Origin of the sequence: Blastomonas sp. CCH9-A1, from assembly GCF_001557175.1 — a bacterium.
Classification (GTDB): Bacteria; Pseudomonadota; Alphaproteobacteria; order Sphingomonadales; family Sphingomonadaceae; genus Blastomonas; species Blastomonas delafieldii_A.
Genome location: NZ_LSHM01000005.1, coordinates 96,763 through 117,553 on the forward strand (window position 1 = coordinate 96,763; position 20,791 = coordinate 117,553).

The window sequence follows — 20,791 nt, forward strand, 5'->3', positions numbered from 1 at the left end:
CCGTGAGCGAACCCGTTCCCTTGACCAAGCGCCAGCAGAATCTGGCGCTGGTGACATTGATCGTCGCGGTGGTGCTCGAGATTGTCGATCTGACGATCGTCAACACTGCGCTGCCCGCGATAACCTCGGGCCTTGATGCCTCGGCCGAGGCGATTCAGTGGACCGTTGCGGGCTATGCCCTCAGCTTCGCGTTGCTGCTGATGGCGGGCGGCAGGTTGGGCGATTCGCTGGGATATCGTCGCGTGTTCCTCTGGGGCGTCGCCGGGTTCACGCTCGCTTCGGTCGCCTGCGGGCTGGCGCAGACGCCTGAGCAACTGGTGCTGTCGCGGCTGGCGCAGGGCGCGTGCGGCGCAATCATGTCGCCCCAGGCGCTGGCGCTGATGCAGGTGCTGTTCACGCCGCTCGAGCGCGTGTCGAAACTGGCCTTGTTCGGGCTGGTCGGCGGGCTGGCCGCGATTGCCGGGCCGATCCTGGGCGGGCTGCTGATCCAGCTTGACCTGTTCGGCCTGGGCTGGCGGCTGATCTTCCTGATCAACCTGCCGGTCGGATTGTTTGCGCTGGTGTCGGGCTGGTTCTTCCTGCCCGATCGCAAGTCGTCGCATCCCGCCGGCTTCGATTTCATCGGTGTGCTGTTGTTCGGGATCGCCGTTTTCTGCCTGCTCTGGCCGCTAACCCGCGCGGAGACGGGCTGGGGCATGGCCGAGATCGGCGCGCTGCTGCTGGTGGCCCCGCTGCTGTTCGCGGTGTGGCGGCATGTCGCAGCGCGGGTAGGGGCAAGTCAGCCTGCCTTGTTCGATCCATCGCTGCTGTCGATCCTGCCCTTCCGGCTGGGCCTTGGCATCTCGATCGTGTTCGCCGCCGCCAATGCCGGGTTCCTGTTGACCTTCGCCTTTGCGCTGCAGAGCGAGCGTGGCGAAAGCGCGCTCACCACCGGATTGCTGCACATGCCCTTCGGCCTGGGCGCGATGATCGGCATCGCGGTGCTCGGCCGCAACTTCCTGCCGCGTTACGGCAAATGGGTGCTGGTGCTGGGCGGGGCGACGATGCTGGTGGCGAGCGCGCTGGTGCTGCTCGGCATCGGCATGCTCGATCTTTCGTGGACCTCGCTCGCGCCGGTGCTGGTCGTTGCCGGGCTCGGCATGGGTTCGCTTTCGGGTTGCATCGCGCCGGTCTCTGTGGCGCAGGTCGATCGCGATCACGCCGGTGCCGCCAGCGGCATGATGAAGACCGCGCAGCAGGTCGGCGGCGCGCTGGGCATTGCGCTCGCCGGCAGCGTCTATTTCGCCTGGGGGCGCAGCGCGAGCGTCCCGCCCTCGACCGCAGCGATCGCGGTAATCGCCAGCCTGCTGGGCATCAGCGTGCTGCTGGCCGCCAGGCTGCCGGGCAATATCTTCGCGGCCAGGCCAGCGCCCGCAGGGCACTGAGCCCGGTTCAGGGCTGGAAGGTCAGCGACCCGCGCCGTTCGAGGAAGCGCCAGCCTTGTTCGGTGGCGATAAAACGGTCGTGGAACGACCCGACCAGCGGCGCGCTGCTGCCGGTGAACAGCAGGATCGCGCTCTCGCCGCGCGCATATTGCGCGTCCTCGACGTCGATCACCACATTGCTGCAGAAATGCCGCGTGGTCCGCGGCGAGCGCGCCTTGAACGCGGCGAGAATGGCCTCGTGTCCGCGGATTTCGATATCGGGCGCAGTGGGGCGCGTCATTAGCCCGTCGGGATGGTAGAGCGCGACTACGTCCTCCCAGCGATGCGCGTCATTGAGGTTGGCATAGAGCGCGATCAACCGCGCGCATTCCCATTCGATGGCCTGGCGTTCCGCAGGGCTCATAGCCGCGCCGCCGCGATATCCGCACCCTCGCGCAGTGCCTTGAGCTTCTTCGCCGTTACCAGCGGGTCGATCTTGCCATAGCCCGCGAACGTGCCGAACCCGCAATCGGTGCTGGCAATCACCCGGTCTGCGCCGACGATACCGGCAAAGCGCTCGATCCGTTGCGCGATCAGCTCGGGATGCTCGACATAGTTGGAGCAGGTGTCGATGACGCCGGGGGCGAGCAGCTTGTCATCGGCAATCGCGGCATCGCGCCACACCGTCCATTCATGCTCGTGCCGGGGGTTGGCGCCTTCGAACAGCACCGTGGCGGGCCTGGCCGAGAGCACGATATCGATCACCCGCTCGAGCGGAATGTCGTGGTCGTGCGGGCCTTCGTAATTGCCCCAGCAGATGTGCATCCGCATCCGCTCGGGCGGGATGTTGGCCGTCGCGGCGTTGAGCGCCTCGACATTGGCAGCGGCGACCTTGAGGAATTCCGCCTCGCTCAGGTCCTGATAGCCAGTATGACGCGACATCGCGAGATCGGGGCAGTCGAGCTGCAGGTCGAACCCGGCGGCGACGATGGTCTCGTACTCCTCGCGCATCGCATCGGCGAGATCGGCAAGATAGGCCTCGTGGCTGGGATAATGGCGGTTGACCTGGAACGCGGTGATCAGGCCGGGCGAGGCGGCATTCATGAAGCCGCGTGCGCCTTGCCCATAGGCGTCCATTGCGGCGCGGAAGCGGCGGATGTCATCGTGCAGGGGCTCGAGCGTCACCAGCTTGACCGGGCCGATGCACGAGGCGCGGACGAATTCCTGGCTGCCCATGATCGCCGACAGCTTTTTCGCCAGATCGGGCACTTCGGCGAGATCGGCGGCGGGCTTGCGGTCGATATGCCCGCCAAAGCCCGACAGCCGCTCGATCATATAGGTCGAATAGCCGACCTTGCCCATCTCGCCGTCGCTGACGATGTCGACGCCGCAATCGCGCTGGAAGGCGACCGAGCGGTTCACCGCATCGGACACGGCACGGTCGAATTCCGCCGCATTATAGGGCCTTCCCGCATCGCGTGCGAGCAGCAGCTCGGTCAGCTCCGGCCCGCGCGGCATCGACCCCACATGCGTTGTCGCGATAAAGGCCATGATGTCCTCCCCTGATCATTCGAGCCCCGCATCGGGAGCCAGTGCGGAGCGATGCTTGGCACAGCTTCGAGAGGCTTCCAAGCATTAATGGATCCAATAATCGGTGTGCATGCGTATGGGGGTGCCGCCTTTCGACCGCAGGGCGAAGCCGACCTGAGCCGTCAGCCGTCGCCGAGATTGTCGTAGAGCCGGTTCAGCAGCCCGATCAGCTGGCCGAAATCTTCGGCGGAAAGATCGCGGATCACCTTGTGATAGATCGGCGAGGTCGCCTTGCGGGCGAGCGCCAGCTTTTCCTCGCCCTCGGCTGTCAGCGACACTTCGGTCACCCGCGCATCGCGCGCGCTGGGTGCGGAATGGACAAGCCCCGCAGCCGCCATGCGCTGGACGATCCGGGTCATGGTGGAAAGCGGAATGACCGCCGCCTCGGCGATGCTGCGCACGCCGCGCGGCGTTTCCTCGCCCAGGATCATCAACACCCGCCAGCTCGGGATGTCGAGATCGATGTCGCGCAGGATAGCCTCGATGGCGGCATTGTAGCGGCTGGCCAGGCGGTTGATCAGGTAGAAGGGGTAGGACGTCACCTGAAAGGCCGGGGTCCCCGGATCGCCCAAGAGTCGTTTGTCCACCAGTCCATTCCTCTGTTTTGGCCTGCCTTAACGCTGCGGCAGAATGGGCACAACGTGCATTTGCAACATTTTAGTTGCATGTGCACGCAAGTCTGGCACATTCTTTCGGCCATTGCCTGTTCGGGGAGAGAATCATGCCGGGAACCACGCTTGCTCAATTTGCCGCCGCCATTGCCAGCGGGGCGATCGAGACGATCGATCTGACGCAGCCACTGTCGGAGGAAACCCCGGTGCTGGTGCTGCCGCCGCCCTTCGGCCAGACCGCCGCATTCAGCCGTGAGGAGATTTCCTGCTATGACGAGCGTGGCGTCGCCTGGCACTGGAACAACTTTACCACCGGCGAGCATACCGGCACGCATTTCGACGCGCCGGTGCATTGGGTGACCGGCAAGGACCTGGCCGACAACACCGTCGACACCATCCCGCCCCAGCGCTTTGTCGGCCCGGCGGTGGTGATCGATGCCTCGGCCCAGGCCGCCGCCGACAGCGATTTCGTGCTCACCGCCGATTTCATCCGCGCCTGGGAGGCGGTGCATGGCGAGATCCCCGCCGGGAGCTGGGTGCTGTTCCGCACCGACTGGTCGAAGCGCACCGGCGATGCCTATACCAACCGGGGCGAGGATGGCGCGCACACGCCCGGTCCCGATCCCGATGCGATGCGCTATCTGATCGAAGAGCGCCGCATCCTGGGCTTTGGTGTCGAGACCATCGGCACCGATGCCGGGCAGGCGCATCTGATGGATCCGGCCTATCCCGCGCACACGCTGCTGCACGGTGCGGGGCTCTATGGGCTGCAATGCCTCGAAAATCTCGACAAGCTGCCGCCGACCGGAGCCTTTATCGTCGCCGCCCCGCTCAAGATCGCGCGAGGATCGGGCAGCCCGTTGCGCGTGCTGGCCTTTGTCGAGCGCTGAGCCATGGCGGAGCGGTCGTTCAAGAAGGAGGTCGAGAAGCTTCGCCTGGGCGCGGGCGAGAATTTCGAAGGCGAGGGGATACTCGCCGTCACCAAGGCGCTGCTCCAGGCCGGAGTCGCCTATGTCGGCGGCTATCAGGGATCGCCGATCAGCCATCTGATGGACGTGTTCGCTGATGCCGATCCGCTGCTCAAGGAGCTGGGCGTCCATTTCGAATCGAGCGCCAACGAGGCGGCGGCGGGTGCGATGCTGGCTGCCTCTGTCAACTATCCGCTGCGCGGTGCGGTCGCGTGGAAGTCGGTGGTCGGCACCAATGTCGCTTCGGATGCGCTGTCCAACCTTGCCTCGGGCGGGGTCACCGGCGGCGCGCTGATCATCATCGGCGAGGATTATGGCGAGGGTTCCTCGATCATGCAGGAGCGCACCCATGCCTTCGCGATGAAATCGCAGATGTGGCTGCTCGATCCGCGGCCCAATCTTTCGACCATCGTCGATATGGTGGAAAAGGGGTTCGAGCTCTCCGAAGCGTCCAACACCCCGGTAATGCTGGAGATGCGCGTGCGCAGCTGCCATATGACGGGCAGCTTCGTTGCCAAGGACAACCGGCGCCCGGCGATGACCGTGGGCGATGCGGCCGAGAGCCCGACGCGCGATCTCGACCGGATCGTGCTGCCCCCCGCGATCTTCCTGCACGAGATCGAGAAGGTGGAAAGGCGCTGGCCCGCCGCGCAGGCCTTCATCCGCGATAACCGTCTGAACGAGTGGTTCGGCCCCGAGCGCGACGAGATCGGCATCATCGTGCAGGGCGGTTTGTTCAACACGCTCAATCGCGCGCTCGAACTGGCCGGCCTGTCCGATACCTGGGGCGGCACGAAGCTGCCGGTCTATTGCCTCAACGCCGTCTATCCGCTGATTGCCGATGAGGTCACGCAATTCTGCGCCGGGAAAAAGGCGGTGCTCGTTCTCGAGGAAGGCCAGCCCGAATTCATCGAGCACGAACTCAACACCATCCTGCGCCGCGCCGACATCCAGACCCGGGTCGTCGGCAAGGACGTGATGCCGCGTGCGGGCGAATATTCGGGCCAGGTCATCGGCGAGGGGCTGGCGCGCTTTCTGGAGACATGGGCGCCCGATCGCGCGCCGACGCGTGCCCAGTCCATGCCCGCCGAGCCTGAGCTTGCCGCCAATGTTCCGGCGCGGCCCGCCGGCTTCTGCACCGGTTGCCCCGAACGCCCGATCTTCTCGGCAATGAAGCTGGTGCAGCGCGAGCTCGGCCAGCTGCATGTCTCGGCTGATATCGGCTGTCACTTGTTCTCGATCCTGCCGCCCTTCCATATCGGCAACACCACCATGGGCTATGGCCTGGGCACTGCAGGGGCTTCCGCGTTCAAGCCCAATGGCAGCGGCAAGCGCGCCGTCGCCATGATGGGCGATGGCGGTTTCTGGCACAATGGCCTGACCTCGGGCATCGGCAATGCGGTGTTCAACCAGGACGACACCGTCACCATCGTCGTCGACAACGGATATTCGGCGGCGACCGGCGGGCAGGACATCCTCTCCTCGCGCGCCGACAACGATATCCGCACGACCAAGCATCCGATCGAGAAGGCGGTGCGCGGCATGGGGGTCCGCTGGGCGCGGACGCTGACCCGCACCTATGACGTCGCCCGGATGCGCGACGCGCTGCGCGAGGCGCTGACAACACCGGAAAAGGGGCCCAAGGTCATCGTCGCCCAGTCCGAGTGCATGCTCAACAAGCAGCGCCGCATCAAGCCGCAGCTCGCCAAGGCGGCGAGCGAGGGCAAGCGCGTCGTGCGCGAACGCTTCGGAGTCGATGCCGATACCTGTACCGGCGATCATGCCTGTATCCGGCTGTCGGGCTGTCCTTCGCTCAGCATCCGTCCCAATCCTGATCCGCTGCGCCAGCACCCGGTCACGCATATCGACAACAGCTGTGTCGGCTGCGGCAATTGCGGCGAGGTGGCGCATGCGGCCGTGCTCTGCCCCTCGTTCTGGAAGGCGACGGTGGTGACCAATCCGGGCTGGTGGGAGCGGACGGCGGCGAAGCTGCGCGGCTGGATCATCGCGAAGATGCAGCGCCGTCACGAGCGGGCGCTGGCAGCAAGGGCGTTCTGATGGATATCTTCAACCAGGGGCGCGACCGGATCACCATCGCCATTCTCGCGCTCGGCGGCGAGGGCGGCGGCGTGCTCGCCGAATGGGTGCAGGTGGTCGCGCGCGCGAACGGCTATGTCGCGCAGGGCACCTCGGTCCCTGGCGTGGCGCAGCGCACCGGCTCCACCGTCTATTATATCGAGCTGGTCCGCGTCGGATCGCAGGGCGACAACCGCCCCGATCCGGTGCTGGCGATGATGCCGGTGCCAGGCGATGTGGACATCGTCATCGCGTCCGAACTTATGGAGGCGGGGCGCGCGATCCTGCGCGGCTTCGTGAGCCAGGATCGCACGACGCTGATCGGATCGACCCACCGCGTCTATGCGATTTCGGAAAAGTCAGCGCTTGGCGACGGCACCGGCGCCAATGCCCGCATTCTCGATGCGGCAGAGCGGCGCGCGGCGCGGTTCATCGGCTTCGACATGGCGGCGGCGGCGCAAGGCGCGGGCAGCGTCATAAGCTCGGTCATGTTCGGCGCGCTCGCGGGGAGCGGCGCGCTGCCTTTCTCGCGCGAGGCATTCGAAGAGGCGGTGCGCCACGGCGGCAAGGCGGTTGCCGCCAATCTCAAGGGCTTTGCCTTGGGCTTCGAGGCGGCGGAAAAGGGTGTCGCCGCCGTGTCCGAGGCCCAGCAGGACCGCAAGCCCACCACTGCGGCGGGCCGCGCGCTGCACGCACGTCTGTGCCGCACGCTGCCTGAAAATGCGCATGCGCTCGCTACCGAGGGTGCCGCGCGGCTGATGGACTATCAGGACGCGGCCTATGCCGAACTCTATCTCGACCGGGTGGAGCGCTTTGCTGCGCTCGACCCGGCGCTCGCAGCACCGGTGGCACGCCACCTCGCGCTGTGGATGGCCTTCGAGGACCCGATCCGCGTCGCCGATCTCAAGATCCGCGCCACGCGCAGCAGCCGCATCGCACAGGAGGTGCGCGTGAGCGAAGGGCAGGTGCTGCGCGTCACCGAATACATGCATCCGCGCTTGCAGGAGGTGTGCGAAACGCTGCCGCGCGGTCTGGGCGAGCGCATCCTGAACAGCCCCGGCCTGCGTCGCCGGCTGGAGCCGTTCTTCGCACGCGGACGCCATGTCGAGACGACCGGTCTCAAATGGTTCCTGATGCTGCGCGGGCTGGCCGCGATGCGTCCGATGCGCCGCAAGAGCTTGCGCTATGCGGTGGAGCAGGCGCGGATCGAACGCTGGCTTGCGCTGGCCGAACGTGCCGCCGCGAGCAATGTTGCCGCCGCCGCCGAAATCCTGGCCTGTCAGGCGCTGGTCAAGGGCTATTCGGATACGTTCGAGCGCGGCATCGCCAATCTCGAGGCGGTGCTCGAGACCGCGGAGCGCCATCTGCTCGGGCGGCCCGACGCTGCAGTGCAGATCGCCGCGCTGCGCGAGGCGGCGCTCAAGGATGAAGAGGGCAAGGCGCTGGGCTGCGCGATTGCAGAGGTCGCGCCCGCGCGCCGCGCATCCTGAGGCGTGCGGCGTGTTCCCGGCTATTCAATGCCGAAACTGGTGTCGATGATCCGCGCCGCAAGCGGGTCGCCGCTGCCATCGGTTTCTTCGGCGACCACCGCTTCGACCGGCGCGGACAGGCAATAGACCATCTCGCTTCCCGCGAGCTTGCGTTCCGCCGCGCCGCCGATCATGCGCGGTACGATCTGCAGCAGCAGCTTGGTGCCGAAGCCATCGGGATTGGGCGGCGCGTCGCTGACCGCCGCAGGCAAGCCGCGTTCGTGCCAGACAAAGGTGAAGCGACCCCCATCCACGCTCCAGCGCACCGCGACCTCGGCCTGATCCGAGGCACCCAGGCCATATTTCTGCGTGTTCGTCGCCAGCTCGTAGAGCGCGAGGCTCAGCTGCTGCGCCGCCACCGGATCGATCGACAGTGCCGGACCCGATATCGCGATGCGCGGGCCATAAGTGCTCCTCAGAACCTCCAGCCCGGTCTCGACCAGCTGCTCGAGCTCGGCCGATGACTTGTCGCTGCGCGCGATCGCGCGGGTGGTATCGGCAAGCGCACGGACCCGGCCCAGAAACGCGTCGAGAAAGTCGCTGGTCCGCTCGGTGCCGCGCGCCGATTGCGTCGCCAGCGAATGCACCACCGCGAGCAGGTTGCCGCTGCGATGCACCGCCTCGCGCGCCTGCACCGCCAGCGCGGCGGTCGCCTTTTCGAGTTCGCGGGTCCGCTCCTGCACCTGCCGGTCGAGCGAGGCGAGCGTCGCCTTGTGCGCCGCGATCTCGTCGCTCAGCGTCTGGTTGACCGCAGCCAGCGATGCGGGCGAGGGCAGGCGGATGATGTCCGGGATCAGCCGGAACAGCACCACCGCCGTGGTCATCGAGACGATGCCGGTGGCGAGCTTCACCCAGCCGGTCCAGGGATAGATCGGAATCCACAGCGTGACGATGCCGAGCGCATGGGTGAGGCCGCACAGCAGGATGAAAGACGCGAACAGCGCCACCAACCCGCCATGCGGCACCTCGGTGCGCTGGCGCAGCACGCGGAGCAGCGCGATGGGGATGGCGGTATAGGACAGGAAGATGAGCAGGTCCGATCCCGCCCAGAGCAGCACCAGCCACGGCTCCCACAACAGGCACATGCCGTGCGGCATATAACCACCATAATCCATGGTGTGATCCATTCGGCCCGCTCCTCGGTAGGTCCATCCAGGCGATAGGCAGCCGCTCACTGCCCGCACCATCCTGTGATGCATAGGAGAACATTTTGCGAGGTGACAGCAATTCCGGCGATCGATCCAGCCAGTTCGATGGCCCCGAGACCCAGATGCCGGAGCGACCTGACTAATCGCCGATCGTCAGCCTCTGACTGGCCTTGCCCCAATCGTCACCAACGCTGCTGGCATGTTCCAGGATCGCTCCGGGATCGAGCAGCGTGAAGCGGTTGGCCCCAGCGAGCGACGGGAGATCGTCCCACGCGACCGGCACTGCGACCGGGGCACCGTCGCGCGCACGCACGCTATAGGGCAGGACCGCGGTCGATCCGCGCCGGTTGCGCATCCAGTCGATGAAGATGCGGCCCTTGCGGCGCGCCTTGGACATGGACGCGGTGTAGCGCCGGGGTTCGGCCTGTTCGAGCGCCTGAGCAAAGCTCTTGGCGAACCCCTCGATCATCGCCCAGTCCGCGCCCGGGTCGAGCGGGGCGATCACGTGAATGCCCTTGCCGCCGGTCACCATGGGAAAGGTGACGAGCCCCATATCGGCGAGATGATCGCGCATCTGCCGGGCCGCCATGACGATATCTGGAAAGTCCATGCCTTCATCGGGATCGAGATCGAACACCAGCCGGTCGGGATGCTCGATATCGTCCGCGCGCGATCCCCAGCCGTGAAACTCGATCGCGCCCATCTGCACGCAGCGCAGGATCGCAGCCTTGTCCCCCAGCACAAAGACGGGATCGGTCGAGCCATCGGCCTCCTCGATCATCAGCGAGCCGATTTCCTTGCCCCAGCCTTTCTGGACATGCTTCTGAAAGAAACATTGTTCGCTGATCCCTTGCGGGCAGCGGAGCAACGCCACCGGGCGATTGGCGATGAAGGGCAGCATCAGCGGGGCGGCCGCCTCGTACCATCTCGCGAGATCGCCCTTGGTCGGGCCGTCAGCCCCGAACAGCGGCCGGTCGGCATGGGTGATGCGGATCGACGGCTGGGGCGCGATCCAGCCTGCAGGTTGGTTCATCTCGATCTCCCCGGTCACCTCGGCTGCCGGCTTGTCGCCGCGCAGGCCGATGAAGCTTGCATGGCGCAGCACACCGTCATGCGTATATTCGGCATAGCGCACCTCCGCGACCAGCACGGGTTCGACCCAGTGCGCCTTGCCGGCCACAGCCTTGGCATCGGCGATGGCGGGCTCGGTCCGCGCGAGGTCGGCCAGCCGCGCCTGCAGCTCTGCTGCCGTGTCGGTATCGAAGCCGGTGCCGACGCGACCCTTGTAGACCAGCTGGCCGCCTTCATGCTGGCCCAGCAGCAGCGAGGCAAAGGGCCGTCCGCGCTTGGTGCTGGCGATCCAGCCGATGATCACGAACTCTTCGCGGCGCTCGACCTTGATCTTCAGCCATGCATCGCTCCGCTCACCGACATAGCGACTGGAAGCGCGCTTGGCGATCACGCCCTCATAGCCCTTGTCGACCATCGCCTGGAACAGGGCGCGCCCGTCGCGCTCGATATAGTCGGAATAGAAGATCGGCGGGTCTACGCGCTCGAGCAGCGCTGCAAGCCGCTGCTTGCGCTCGGCCAGCGGCCGCTGCGTCAGGTCCTCGCCATCGAGCGCGAGCAGGTCGAACGCGAAATAGCTAAGCGGCCCGCCCGATTTCAGCGCGCGCTGCAAGGCCGAGAAGCTGGGGCGGCCGTCTTCGTCGAGCGCCACGATCTCGCCGTCGAACAGCGCCGAGGCGGCTGGCACGGCCTGCATCGCATCGAGCACCGACCGAAACCTGTCGCTCCAGTCAAGCCCGGTGCGCGTCCAGCCGACTGCGCCATCCTTGCCCAAGCCGACCAGGCAGCGATAGCCGTCATATTTCACCTCGAACAGCCAGTCCTCGCCGCCGGGCAGCTGGTGCACCAGCGTCGCCAGCATCGGGGGATGAAAGGCCGGCATGGGGTTTTTGGCGCGCAAACCTGCCGCACTCGCGCGCTTGCGCCGGGGCGAGACCGGCTCAGCGCCAGAGGCGATCTGATCCATCGTCCGCCCGGTCTTGACGCTGGTCAGCGCACGTTCGACCAGCCCGTCGCCCTGGCCCGCCTCCGCATCCTCGACCTTGCGCAGCAGCCAGTTCTCGCGCTTTTCACCGGCGCGCGGCTTCATCCGGACGAGGATCCACTGCCCACGCATTCGCTGGCCGTGCGCGATGAAATGCAGATGGCCCTTGTCGATATCGCTCGCGCTCTTGCCGGGCACGGGTTCCCAATGCCCGGTATCCCACAGCATGACCGTGCCGCCGCCATAGGCGCGCGCCGGGATGACGCCTTCGAAATCGGCATAGGATAAGGGATGGTCCTCGGTCCGGACCGCGAGCCGCTTGTCCCTGGGGTCGATGCTCGGACCGCGCGTCACCGCCCAGCTCTTGAGCACGCCGTCCGCCTCGAGCCTCAGGTCCCAGTGCAGCCGCGTCGCATCGTGCTTCTGCACCACCAGCATCGGCGGCTGCTTGCCCTTGCGGCGGACCGGCGCGGTGTCGGGCTCGGGTGTGCGGGCAAAGTCCCGCTTCGCGGCATATTCGACGAGCGGATCGGGCGTGCGATCCGCCATGATCAGCCTGCCTTGCGCCTGGGCGACGATTTGGCAGGCGCCTTTTTCGCGGAAGCGCGCTTCGCGGCGGGCTTAGCGCCTCCCGCGCTCGCTGCCTTGGCGTTGACCGATTTCTTGAGCGCGGCCATCAAGTCGATGACATTGCCGCCCGCAGGCGCTGCCGGTTCGTCATCGGGCGTAACGCGCTTGCCCTTGTTCTTCATCTTCGTGTCGATCAGGTCACGCAGGGCATCGACATAGCGGTCGTGAAACTCGCCTGCATCGAACGGCGCGGTCTTCTTGTCGATCAGAGTGGTGGCCAGTTCGAGCAGCTCGTCATCGGGCTTCTCGTCGCCGATCTCGCGGAAATAGGACGCGGCCTTGTTGACCTCGTCGGCATAGCGCAGCGTTTCCATGATGATGCCGCGGCCGCAGGGGCGAAGCGCGACGATATATTCGCGGCCGCGCATCGCCAGCTGACCCAGACCGACCTTCTTGGCCTGGTCGAGCGCCTCGCGCAGCACGATGAACGCTTCTTCGGCGAGATCGTCGGCGGGGACTCGGCGAGATCGTCGGCGGGGACCACGAAATAGGGCTTTTCGTAATAGAGCACGGGGATGTCGTGCAGCGACACGAACTGCGTCAGCTCGAGCGTCTTGCGGCTTTCGAGCCGGACGGCCTCGATCTCCTTCTCGTCGAGCAGCACATAGCTGCCCTTCTCGTATTCGAAGCCCTTGAGGATATCCGCCGGTTTGACTGGGCCGATGCCGGGCACGGTCTTTTCGTACTTGATCGTCTGGCCGCTCGGTTCGTGGATCTGGCGGAAACGGATGCCAGCGCCGCTTTTCGTCGCGGGGTAGATTTCCACCGGTATCGAAACCAGCGCCAGACGAATCTGGCCCTTCCACGATGGGCGGGCAGGCATGGCGGTCCTCCTTGCAGGGACACGACGCGGCAATGGCGGGGTCCGATGGGCTGTATCTACATGGCCGCAACGGTTTGCCGCGCGCCATGGTTCCCCCTGGCTGCCATCTCCACCCGGTATGCTTATGCGGCCTCAGCTCCGAAGGGCGTCAGCCGCTTGCCGTCATGGCTGGGGAGCAGGGGCGCAGCGTGTCGTGTCGCCAGCCTGGCAGGCAGCGACATCGGCCTCCCATTTCCTGCGCGCTTCGGCGGCGGCCTTGACCTCGGCCTGGTATTTCGCCTCGGCAGCGGCAAAGGCGCGCTGGCGCTCCTCGTAGACGCGCTGCTTTTCCTCGAAGATCCGCTGCTCCTCGGCATTCTTGCGCAGCTGGGCTTCGGCCATCTGCGCCTGCTGGGCGTTGACGGCGCGCAGCTCCTCATCGGCTTTGGCGATGGCCAGCCGCCGCTCGGCTTCGGCCTGTGCGGCTGCCGCAGCCCGCTCGGCCTGCTCGCGCTGGCGCAGTTCGATCGCCACCCGGTCCGCCTCTGCCGATCGCGCCGTAGCGGCGGCGCTCGATGCCGGAGGCGCGGCAGGAGCAGGGGTGGCGCGAGACGATGGGCCGCCACCCGGTTGAAGATCGGCCAGGTTTGTCGTCAGCGGATAGGCGCCCGTCGGCAGCCAGGTCACGTCGACCAGCTTCCAGTTGCCGCCGTTCGAAGCGCGGGTGGTGGCGATGAAGGCCTCCAGCTCCTGGCGATCGGCGCGGGTATAGCAGGTCTGCCCCAGCACCGTCTCGCCGGTCTGCGCCTTGACCGCCTTGGCAAAGTCGGCCGTCAGCGTCGCATCGGTGATCAGATAGCCTTCTGGCGGGGTGCTGAGCGCCTGGTAGAAGCCGGACGACAGGAACATGCTGTTGCCCCCCGATCCCACGGCGATGCCCTGGCAAAAGACCGGATAATATCCCGATTGGGCCTGAGCCGACGACAAGGCAGCCGATGCGAAGGCCAAAGCGGCGGCGGACAGGATAGGGGCTATTTTCAACGTCCAGGCTCCGACCGATGGCCTCAAGCGCCAGGGGGCTGAGGCAAGATAATTCAATCGCTTGGCCCGGTGCACCCGTTGCCATGGCGGTGCGATTTCATTATCCATGGCCAAAAGGGTCGTCAACATAACCGCAAGATCGCAAAGGGGTGTGCGATGGACGATCGACACGGCACGCGGTGCCCGTGCTGCCATGAAGACCGGAGTTCCGTTGATCGTCGTGCCGTCGTGGTCGGCTTGGTTGCGCTCCCGGCCATGGGGGCGAACCTGGCCTCAGCGCAGGATCTGCTCGACCCGACCCGCCTGCGCAGCAGCCGTGTCGGCACCGAAGCGCTGGCCACCCGCTCGAACCGACCGCCCGACTGGAAGGGTCCCGAATATGCCCGCGACATGGCGAACAGCGTCACCAGCGCCATCCTGTCGCTGGTGCGAGCCTATGGAGCGACGGCCGATCAGATCGGCAAGCTGCAGACCGAAGAGAAGCAGCTGACCGACAAGCTCAACGAAGCCATCCGCAACAAGGAGGCGATCCTCGACGAATATCGCCAGGGCCTGTTCTGCTCGGGCTGCGGGCGCACCAAGTCCGACATCATCTCGAAGGGCGAGCAGTTCCCGCATTCGGGCCAGTCGATCATCAAGCCTACGCCCGAGCAGATCGCCGCGAAGGAGCGCGAACTGCAACAGGGCATCGACCGGCTGGCGCAGCAGCTGCGCGATGCGAAGGCGAAGCTCGCCAAGCTGTCGCCCGATATCGATGCGATCCGCAGCCAGCTGTTCGAGGGCATGGGGCTGTGGCGCACGGCCACCAGCATGGAGCGCGGCATCATCCGCCAGGAATTCGCCTTCGATGCGCAGGATTACGTCCAGCAGCGCACCGTGATCAGCCGCCAGATCGATGCGGTCATCAAGGATGCCGGTACCGCCCAGACCATTCCCGCGCTGCAGGCCTGTATCGCCGATGCCCGCACCTGGAGCGATGCGCTGGCCAAATGCGAGGACCGCCATGCCGACGATCGCGCGCGCATGGCGACGGGCCTGACCAACAACGACAATACCGCGCAGCGACAGACCGCGAGCGTGCAGTCCACCGCCAACGAGGTCGCATCGAGGATCACCGCATTCGGCCTTGCAGGCTATCTCAATATCCTGACCACCCTGATGGGACGCGGCAGCGACGGCCCGACTATTGCCGGTGCAGGCTATACCTTCCGCATGGGCAAATATGACGCCGCCGGGTTCGGTGAGATCCTGCCGCGCGTCGCGGAGTTCATCGCGCGCGCCAGCAGTCTCTTCATCGGCGCTGCTCCCGGCTACAACACGTCGGCCAGCCAGGAACTGGCGAAGCTCGACCGTGCCCTGGCACAGATCGAACCCCGACTGGCTGCCGCGCTGGAGCTGAAGCGCCAGCAGGAGGCGGCGGCGGCGCTCGAGCGCCAGCAGGAAGAGGCACGCCGCCAGGCCGAGGCTGAGGCGCGCGAGCGCGAACTGGCCAACACGCCCGGATCGGGAAGCTGATCGGATGAAGGGACCCAGCATGACGCGCAAGCGACTTGCCGCCGGCGCGGCTCCGGTGGTGCTTCTCGCCATTGCCGCGTTCGGCTTGCCTGCGCCTGCGCTGGCGCTGCAGGGGGCGAACGACGTCCAGATTGAGGCATCGAAACAGCTTCTTTCCGAGGACCGCTATATCGAGGCGCTCGCGGTCGCCAAGGACGCGCTGCGTGTCGACCCGGCCGATTATCGCGCCAGCTATTATGTCGCCATGGCCTATATGGGGCTGCAGCAATATGACGCGGCGGAGACGCAGGCCAATCAGGCATTGGCGCAGGCGCCCGCCAGCGCGCGTGCGGCGGTCGAGAAGCTGGTCTTCACCATCCGCTCGCTGAAAACGGGCAACCAGAATGTCGGCGCAGCCGATGCGGCATTGGCCGAAGGGCTGATCGGCAAGGCTGCGAGGCTGTACGAGGAGGGCTGGGCGGCCGGGCGCAACGCGCCAGATTATGCGCTCAAGGCTGCCGAGCTTTATGCCGGGCGCCTCAACCAGCCGGTCGATGCAGCGCGCGTGCTGCGGCAGGTGCGCGAATCTCTGCCCGGCAGTCCCGCAGCCGACAGCGCGGAAGCAGAGCTCGCCAAGCTGCAGCCTGTGCTCCGACAGATCGCGACAGCCAGGGTGAAGGAAGCGGCCGGCCTGCCCCTGGCGGAAGCGCGCCCGGCGCTGAGCGCCGCCGCCGCTGCCGATCCGGCCTATCCCGAAATCTACAGGACGCAGGCGCAGCTAGCGGCGGCCTCGGGATCGGCAGAGGAACTGGAAGCCTCGCTCAAGGAGCTTGCGCGCCGCAATCTCGTCGATCTCGATTTCCTCGCCGCGCTGTCGGGCATGGCCGCGTTGCTGGAGGACCCGCAATTCCTGCTGCGTCTGTCCGACATCATCGGTGCGAACCAGGCCGACATGCTCAAGACCGCGGCATCGCCGGTCGGCAGGGTCGCCTATCTCTCGCGGCTGGCGCGCGAGGGTAAGCTTGGTTTCTTCATGGGCGCCAGGCAGGTCAAGGGGACCAGCAACTATCGCTTCTGGTCGCGGCGCAAGGTATCGGCCGTGCAATATGCGGCATCCGGCTGCGAGCTGGTGGTGTCGCTGTCGGACCAGCTCGGCGCCAGCGACGATGCCTATGGCTATATGCCCGCCAGCCGCATCGTCGATCTCCGCCCGCCGACCGCGCTGGCCGTCCGCAACAGCAGTGCGCTGGAGCTCGGCCCCACAAATGACGGGTGGCAGATCACAGCGCTGACCGTGGACGATGCGGCGCAGCTTTCGCTGCCGGTCTGGTCGGCGCTGCGACAGCTGCATGCGGCCTGTCCGCGCCCGGTGCGGAAAACCCGCTAGCCTTTCGCATTCCCGTCTCTGCAGGCCTAGTACCGCCGTCGCTCAAGGCTGCGCGCGACGGCGGCGGCGGGTAATGCCACACCAGCGCGGACAGGCCCAGCCAGGCCGAGAACATCAGCGCATAGGGCCAGCGCCGGGGCAGCAGCCGCGCGACCAGCAACGTCACTGCTGCGGTGCCCACCAGCGCGATCAGCGCGGAGCCGGCTGCGATCGTTCCGGCACCTGTCAGCGCAGTCTGGATCGCCATGCTGGCCCATTGCGCCGGCAGCAACACCAGTAGCCAGTCCGGCAGAGCCCCCGGCATGGCCGCCGCTGTGCCGAGCATCGCAGCCTCGCCGGCAACCACGAACATCGCGATCCACCAGCCCTTGTCGGCTGCGCTGCGGGCGAACAGCTTGCCCCGCGCCGCAAAACTGACGCTCGCGGCGATAAAGGCAAGGCCCGTGGCAGCCGGATGGGCCAGCGATGGCATGCCCATCATGCGCGCTGCAAGGACAAGGCCGATTGCCGCGAGCAAGGCCATCAGCACGCCGATCCGGAAACGCGCGGCTGCGGCGGAGGTGATCATCCCCGCCCCCATCAGCCCCAGCGCGAGCATCGGTCCTGCCACCAGCACCCATGGCGTCGGCGATGGCGATTCTAGCAGCGCCTGCATCGCCAGCAGCGGAGCCACAAGCGAAGCGAGCGCCGCGACCAGCCAGGGCATGAAGGAGATGGACGGTCTTGGGGCGTGCGCCATGGGGGTCATGCGGTCGACACTGATCCAACCGGGTCGGAATGTCGAGGCATGCGCAGGCGGCCGCGCGATACGGTATGATGCCGATCAGGCCGAGCACCGCCAGACCTCGAGCCTTTGGCCCATGCCGATAGGGGGCGGCATATCAAGCGCCGGACCAAAGGCGAGGGCGAGCATGCTCTTGGCGGCGAAAGCGATGTCCTGCGCAGCGAGACGGGGGCGGGGACAGCATCGACCCGTCCGGGGTCGCAACATCGGGTGCCTTGCCAATGGCAATCTCATACGTCTTCGAGAAGCTGGCTGGGGTGGCAGGATTCGAACCTCTGCCGAAATAGCCAATTATGCCTGTAAGTAATTGAAATATAAAGGCCACATCACCTCGCCCGACGCTGTACTGACACGCTATGCGTCACAAGGCAAGTCACATATGTCACACCCATGGTTAGGTGCGCCAGAAATGCGCTGGGCGGCTCGGTCAGCGGAGGCAGGGTGGTGATTTGCTAGGCCTAAAGAGGCGTGTACCGCGCCACAAAAAACCTTCTTGCCCGGTCGCGCCGCCACGACGTTTCAGGGGCCGGCATAACCTCATCAAGCGATGTCCGAGCGCACTCGAAGTCGCCTGCGGAATTCGATCTTCCGCTTTCGACAGATCGTAGAGCGCAACTATCTCAGACTTCGCGAGGCTTTTGATAGCGGCCGTATCGCGGGCTGCTTCCGCGAAATTGATCGAGCGCATGTGCTCTTCAACGCCTGGTACATGCGCCCGAATGAAATAATGGGTTGAGCGCTTTTGCTGAAAATCCGTGTGGACCTCCCCTGCCTTTGAGCCGACCCGCTGGACAGCAAAGTCTGCCTGATCTTTTGTCGTGAAGTCAAAGTCGCGATGCGTCGTCGCCGTAGGGCGAAGTGGCCGAAGCTGGTCGCAGCGGCGCCAGATTTGGAAGACCGTTGGTGCATCAAACGAAACCGATCCGTATATGTACGCATCCTTCGGTACATCTGCCTCATGAAGCAGGTGGAAGTGGCGGTTAAACCGGTTCTGCACGGACGCCTTACGCGCCGACCGCGGCAAAATCATAGCAACGATGTCGGCCATTTCCGCTGCATGGTTGAAAAATTCCACGCATGAATGCTTCCCGCTTCCCGAAAAAGGTGGATTTCCCACGAATGCTAAAGGCCGGTCGCTGTAAATTTCGAGACCAAAGAAATCGGCCCACCAAATGCGCTTGTCGCGTGGGTCGATGTCAAAGCCAATGCTGCCGGCCGGGAACAACCGCAGGAAGGCAGCGGCACCAGCCGTCGGTTCGACAATCAGATGGTTGCTCAGGTCGACCTGGTTTTTGAGGAGCCGAAACAGCGTCTCAGCGATTTCTGGCCGCGTATAATATTGGCACAAGTTTTGCTGAGGTGTTGCCGCGGCGGTCTGGGCGGGAAACGGGCGGATGCCTGCTCCAGCCAGCATCGTGACGAATACAGCCGTGCTGCGAGTTTCGGTGACAACTGCATGCACAGAGATCACATCCGGTGCCGACCTTGCGTCGGCTAGCCACTTGCTCTGCTGTCTATTCAGTGCCCCGGGGAGATTCATCACAATGGTGACGACAGGTGGGCGGCTGTGCATCCACGCTTGACGAATGCAATTGCTAACTACGTTCAGCAATCTTAGGGATAATGAGTAACCAAATGTGCGAATTTTTGATACGAACTCCGAAATAGGCTTCCGTCGGAGCTTGTAGGCATATAAATTCCGTTGATCTGATTTATGGTGTGCAGTGACGCGCGCAAGGTGGAGGCGAGGGGTAAGATCGCAATGGCGCGATGTCATTGATTTTAATAATCGCCATAAGCGGATTAAAAGGTTAATTGTTAACGAAGATATTGGCATTCGAAACTCCTTTCAGGTTAATGAAAGGATTTTAGGATTGGTTATCGAATTCAAAAAGGTGATTTTATAATAAAAGCGCGTTGCGTCCCAAATCGAGACGCTAGAGGAGGGTAAATAGCTATTTTACGACGAAGGCTTCATGGTCAGCCGCGTGATGTGAATAACGGGCTTATTGATTGCTCGGAGATTTTCTCATCGTGACGGTTAAGCCGATAGCTTCGGAAGGCGCATAGAATATTATCCACGTCATACCATGAATGATAACAGCCGTTTTCGCGGGGTCAGATCATTCCTGATCGACACATCGGGCTATGGGCAATCTGCGGTTGCTTGATGTTGGGTACCGGGTGCGGGTAGTGAATTGCGGCCATCCAATGTGCCGTCGGCCATGCCATCATGCGACCCAACATTCGCCCTTACTGCGAGGCGCTGAGCGTTTCGGTTTTGTTCGAAACAAGGCGTTAGGAAAAATAGGCTAAGAAGTGAAATGGCCAACGAACTCGAGCGCTCCCAACGCCTTGCAATCCTGATTGATGCGGACAATGCATCGCCGCGATCGGCGAGGCAAGCGCCCGGCGCATTTATGGCGATTTCTCGGGCACGCGGCTAAAGGGATGGTCTGAGGTGCTGGCCACCTACGCGATCATCCCCCACCAGAATTTCGCCAACACGGGCGGGAAGAACGCTTCGGATATCGCGCTGGTCATTGATGCGATGGACCTGCTCCACAGCGGCAGATTTGACGGGTTCTGCCTGGTCTCGTCCGACAGCGACTTCACGCGGCTTGCCGCTCGCATCCGGGAGCAGGGCCTCGACGTCTACGGCTTCGGTGAACAGAAGACCCCTGAAAGCTTCCGCCGGGCATGCAAGCGGTTCATCTACACCGAGAATCTGCTGCCCCCAAGCGACGGGATGGTGATTTCCGGAATAGACACCGGAGTAAACGGGGCTCCGGGCGGATCATCCAAAAGGCTTCCTACCGCGGCGATACCGCACATTCGGACCGCCCTTAGCCAACTTGATGATGTTGACGGCTGGTACTTTCTTGGGGCGGTCGGCACGCGGCTTGCCGCCCTGATGCCTGACTTCGATCCTCGCACCTATGGATGCCCCAAGCTGCTGACGCTTATTGAGAAGTCGGACGCTTTCGAGATCAGGCGCGAAAATTTGAAGGTTTACATCCGGCCGAAGCCGGCGCCTTCGCCGAGGCCAAAACAGTCTGGCTGACATTCCGCATGGGAACACTGCAATAGACGTACTCAACGAGTTCCTCGTCGTTTTCCAGATTGTTATGGCAGACTTCTCTGCACAGCTCTGCGCGATCGGACGATGGGCTGCTGAGCAGCAGAGTCTGCGATTGTATCATGGGGTCAGCTGCCGCGAGACGAACCGCGCCAAGCCCTCTTTTGCGACCGAAGTTCGCCAGGGTCGGCTCCCG

Annotated in this window: 15 protein-coding genes and 1 pseudogene; 7 read left to right on the forward strand and 9 right to left on the reverse strand. The window is 64.8% G+C overall.

Annotation, left to right across the window (positions count from 1 at the left end):
- Positions 1–2: 2 nt before the first annotated feature.
- Positions 3–1,424, forward strand: coding sequence for an MFS transporter (locus tag AX725_RS02285; protein ID WP_060979293.1), 1,422 nt, complete (start codon positions 3–5; stop codon positions 1,422–1,424).
- A 7-nt stretch (positions 1,425–1,431) separates the two neighbouring features.
- Here the strand turns inward: AX725_RS02285 and AX725_RS02290 are convergent, their stop codons facing one another.
- The 3 genes from AX725_RS02290 to AX725_RS02300 form a co-directional block, all read right to left on the reverse strand.
- Positions 1,432–1,827 (reverse strand): nuclear transport factor 2 family protein, encoded by a 396-nt coding sequence (locus AX725_RS02290; RefSeq protein ID WP_060979294.1) that lies wholly within the window; start codon positions 1,825–1,827, stop codon positions 1,432–1,434.
- Positions 1,824–2,954, reverse strand: a complete 1,131-nt coding sequence (locus AX725_RS02295) for a cobalamin-independent methionine synthase II family protein (RefSeq protein ID WP_060979295.1) — start codon at positions 2,952–2,954, stop codon at positions 1,824–1,826. Before AX725_RS02295 ends, AX725_RS02290 begins: the two co-directional genes overlap by 4 nt.
- A gap of 161 nt (positions 2,955–3,115) precedes the next feature.
- Positions 3,116–3,580 (reverse strand): MarR family winged helix-turn-helix transcriptional regulator, encoded by a 465-nt coding sequence (locus tag AX725_RS02300; protein WP_208598008.1) that lies wholly within the window; start codon positions 3,578–3,580, stop codon positions 3,116–3,118.
- Between the two features lie 134 nt (positions 3,581–3,714).
- On the opposite strand from AX725_RS02300, the gene AX725_RS02305 reads away from it, so the two are divergent.
- The 3 genes from AX725_RS02305 to AX725_RS02315 are packed head-to-tail and all read left to right on the forward strand — an operon-like array spanning position 3,715 to position 8,138.
- The gene (locus tag AX725_RS02305; RefSeq protein ID WP_060979297.1) at positions 3,715–4,494 is read left to right on the forward strand and encodes a cyclase family protein; all 780 of its coding nucleotides are present in this window, start codon (positions 3,715–3,717) and stop codon (positions 4,492–4,494) included.
- Positions 4,495–4,497: 3 nt separating this feature from the next.
- Positions 4,498–6,630 (forward strand): ferredoxin family protein, encoded by a 2,133-nt coding sequence (locus AX725_RS02310; protein WP_060979298.1) that lies wholly within the window; start codon positions 4,498–4,500, stop codon positions 6,628–6,630.
- Positions 6,630–8,138, forward strand: a complete 1,509-nt coding sequence (locus tag AX725_RS02315) for an indolepyruvate oxidoreductase subunit beta family protein (RefSeq protein WP_060979307.1) — start codon at positions 6,630–6,632, stop codon at positions 8,136–8,138. Before AX725_RS02310 ends, AX725_RS02315 begins: the two co-directional genes overlap by 1 nt.
- Before the next feature lie 20 nt (positions 8,139–8,158).
- Here the strand turns inward: AX725_RS02315 and AX725_RS02320 are convergent, their stop codons facing one another.
- From AX725_RS02320 to AX725_RS02335, 4 genes and pseudogenes are all read right to left on the reverse strand, one after another.
- Entirely contained in the window at positions 8,159–9,304 is a 1,146-nt protein-coding gene (locus AX725_RS02320) for a sensor histidine kinase (protein WP_060979299.1), read from the reverse strand.
- 160 nt (positions 9,305–9,464) lie between these two features.
- The gene (ligD, locus tag AX725_RS02325; RefSeq protein ID WP_060979300.1) at positions 9,465–11,927 is read right to left on the reverse strand and encodes a DNA ligase D; all 2,463 of its coding nucleotides are present in this window, start codon (positions 11,925–11,927) and stop codon (positions 9,465–9,467) included.
- A gap of 2 nt (positions 11,928–11,929) precedes the next feature.
- Positions 11,930–12,831, reverse strand: a pseudogene (ku, locus tag AX725_RS02330) (non-homologous end joining protein Ku).
- A gap of 162 nt (positions 12,832–12,993) precedes the next feature.
- Positions 12,994–13,851: a hypothetical protein gene (locus AX725_RS02335; protein WP_156439049.1), complete on the reverse strand. Its 858-nt coding sequence runs from the start codon at positions 13,849–13,851 to the stop codon at positions 12,994–12,996.
- 156 nt (positions 13,852–14,007) lie between these two features.
- On the opposite strand from AX725_RS02335, the gene AX725_RS02340 reads away from it, so the two are divergent.
- Together AX725_RS02340 and AX725_RS02345 are read left to right on the forward strand one after the other, a co-directional pair.
- The gene (locus AX725_RS02340; protein WP_156440702.1) at positions 14,008–15,366 is read left to right on the forward strand and encodes a hypothetical protein; all 1,359 of its coding nucleotides are present in this window, start codon (positions 14,008–14,010) and stop codon (positions 15,364–15,366) included.
- A gap of 19 nt (positions 15,367–15,385) precedes the next feature.
- Entirely contained in the window at positions 15,386–16,732 is a 1,347-nt protein-coding gene (locus tag AX725_RS02345; RefSeq protein ID WP_156439050.1) for a tetratricopeptide repeat protein, read from the forward strand.
- On the opposite strand, the gene AX725_RS02350 is transcribed toward AX725_RS02345, so the two are convergent.
- Both AX725_RS02350 and AX725_RS02355 read right to left on the reverse strand, forming a co-directional pair.
- Positions 16,626–17,438: a hypothetical protein gene (locus AX725_RS02350; RefSeq protein ID WP_196490696.1), complete on the reverse strand. Its 813-nt coding sequence runs from the start codon at positions 17,436–17,438 to the stop codon at positions 16,626–16,628. The genes AX725_RS02345 and AX725_RS02350 overlap by 107 nt on opposite strands.
- Before the next feature lie 505 nt (positions 17,439–17,943).
- Positions 17,944–19,089, reverse strand: coding sequence for a hypothetical protein (locus AX725_RS02355; protein ID WP_066115065.1), 1,146 nt, complete (start codon positions 19,087–19,089; stop codon positions 17,944–17,946).
- 843 nt (positions 19,090–19,932) lie between these two features.
- Here AX725_RS02355 and AX725_RS02360 point away from each other — a divergent pair.
- A complete protein-coding gene (locus AX725_RS02360) occupies positions 19,933–20,580 on the forward strand; it encodes an NYN domain-containing protein (protein ID WP_353611517.1) in 648 nt (215 codons plus the stop codon).
- The last annotated feature ends 211 nt before the right edge of the window (positions 20,581–20,791 follow it).

What these genes read in the sequence shown, in the direction of transcription:
- AX725_RS02290 (WP_060979294.1), bottom strand. Translation starts at nt 1,827, where the DNA reads ATGAGCCCTGCGGAACGCCAGGCCATCGAATGGGAATGCGCGCGGTTG.
- AX725_RS02295 (WP_060979295.1), bottom strand. Translation starts at nt 2,954, where the DNA reads ATGGCCTTTATCGCGACAACGCATGTGGGGTCGATGCCGCGCGGGCCG.
- AX725_RS02305 (WP_060979297.1), top strand. Translation starts at nt 3,715, where the DNA reads ATGCCGGGAACCACGCTTGCTCAATTTGCCGCCGCCATTGCCAGCGGG.
- AX725_RS02310 (WP_060979298.1), top strand. Translation starts at nt 4,498, where the DNA reads ATGGCGGAGCGGTCGTTCAAGAAGGAGGTCGAGAAGCTTCGCCTGGGC.
- AX725_RS02315 (WP_060979307.1), top strand. Translation starts at nt 6,630, where the DNA reads ATGGATATCTTCAACCAGGGGCGCGACCGGATCACCATCGCCATTCTC.
- AX725_RS02320 (WP_060979299.1), bottom strand. Translation starts at nt 9,304, where the DNA reads ATGGATCACACCATGGATTATGGTGGTTATATGCCGCACGGCATGTGC.
- ligD (WP_060979300.1), bottom strand. Translation starts at nt 11,927, where the DNA reads ATGGCGGATCGCACGCCCGATCCGCTCGTCGAATATGCCGCGAAGCGG.
- AX725_RS02340 (WP_156440702.1), top strand. Translation starts at nt 14,008, where the DNA reads ATGGACGATCGACACGGCACGCGGTGCCCGTGCTGCCATGAAGACCGG.
- AX725_RS02345 (WP_156439050.1), top strand. Translation starts at nt 15,386, where the DNA reads ATGACGCGCAAGCGACTTGCCGCCGGCGCGGCTCCGGTGGTGCTTCTC.
- AX725_RS02350 (WP_196490696.1), bottom strand. Translation starts at nt 17,438, where the DNA reads ATGCCCTGGCTGGTCGCGGCGCTCGCTTCGCTTGTGGCTCCGCTGCTG.
- AX725_RS02355 (WP_066115065.1), bottom strand. Translation starts at nt 19,089, where the DNA reads ATGCACAGCCGCCCACCTGTCGTCACCATTGTGATGAATCTCCCCGGG.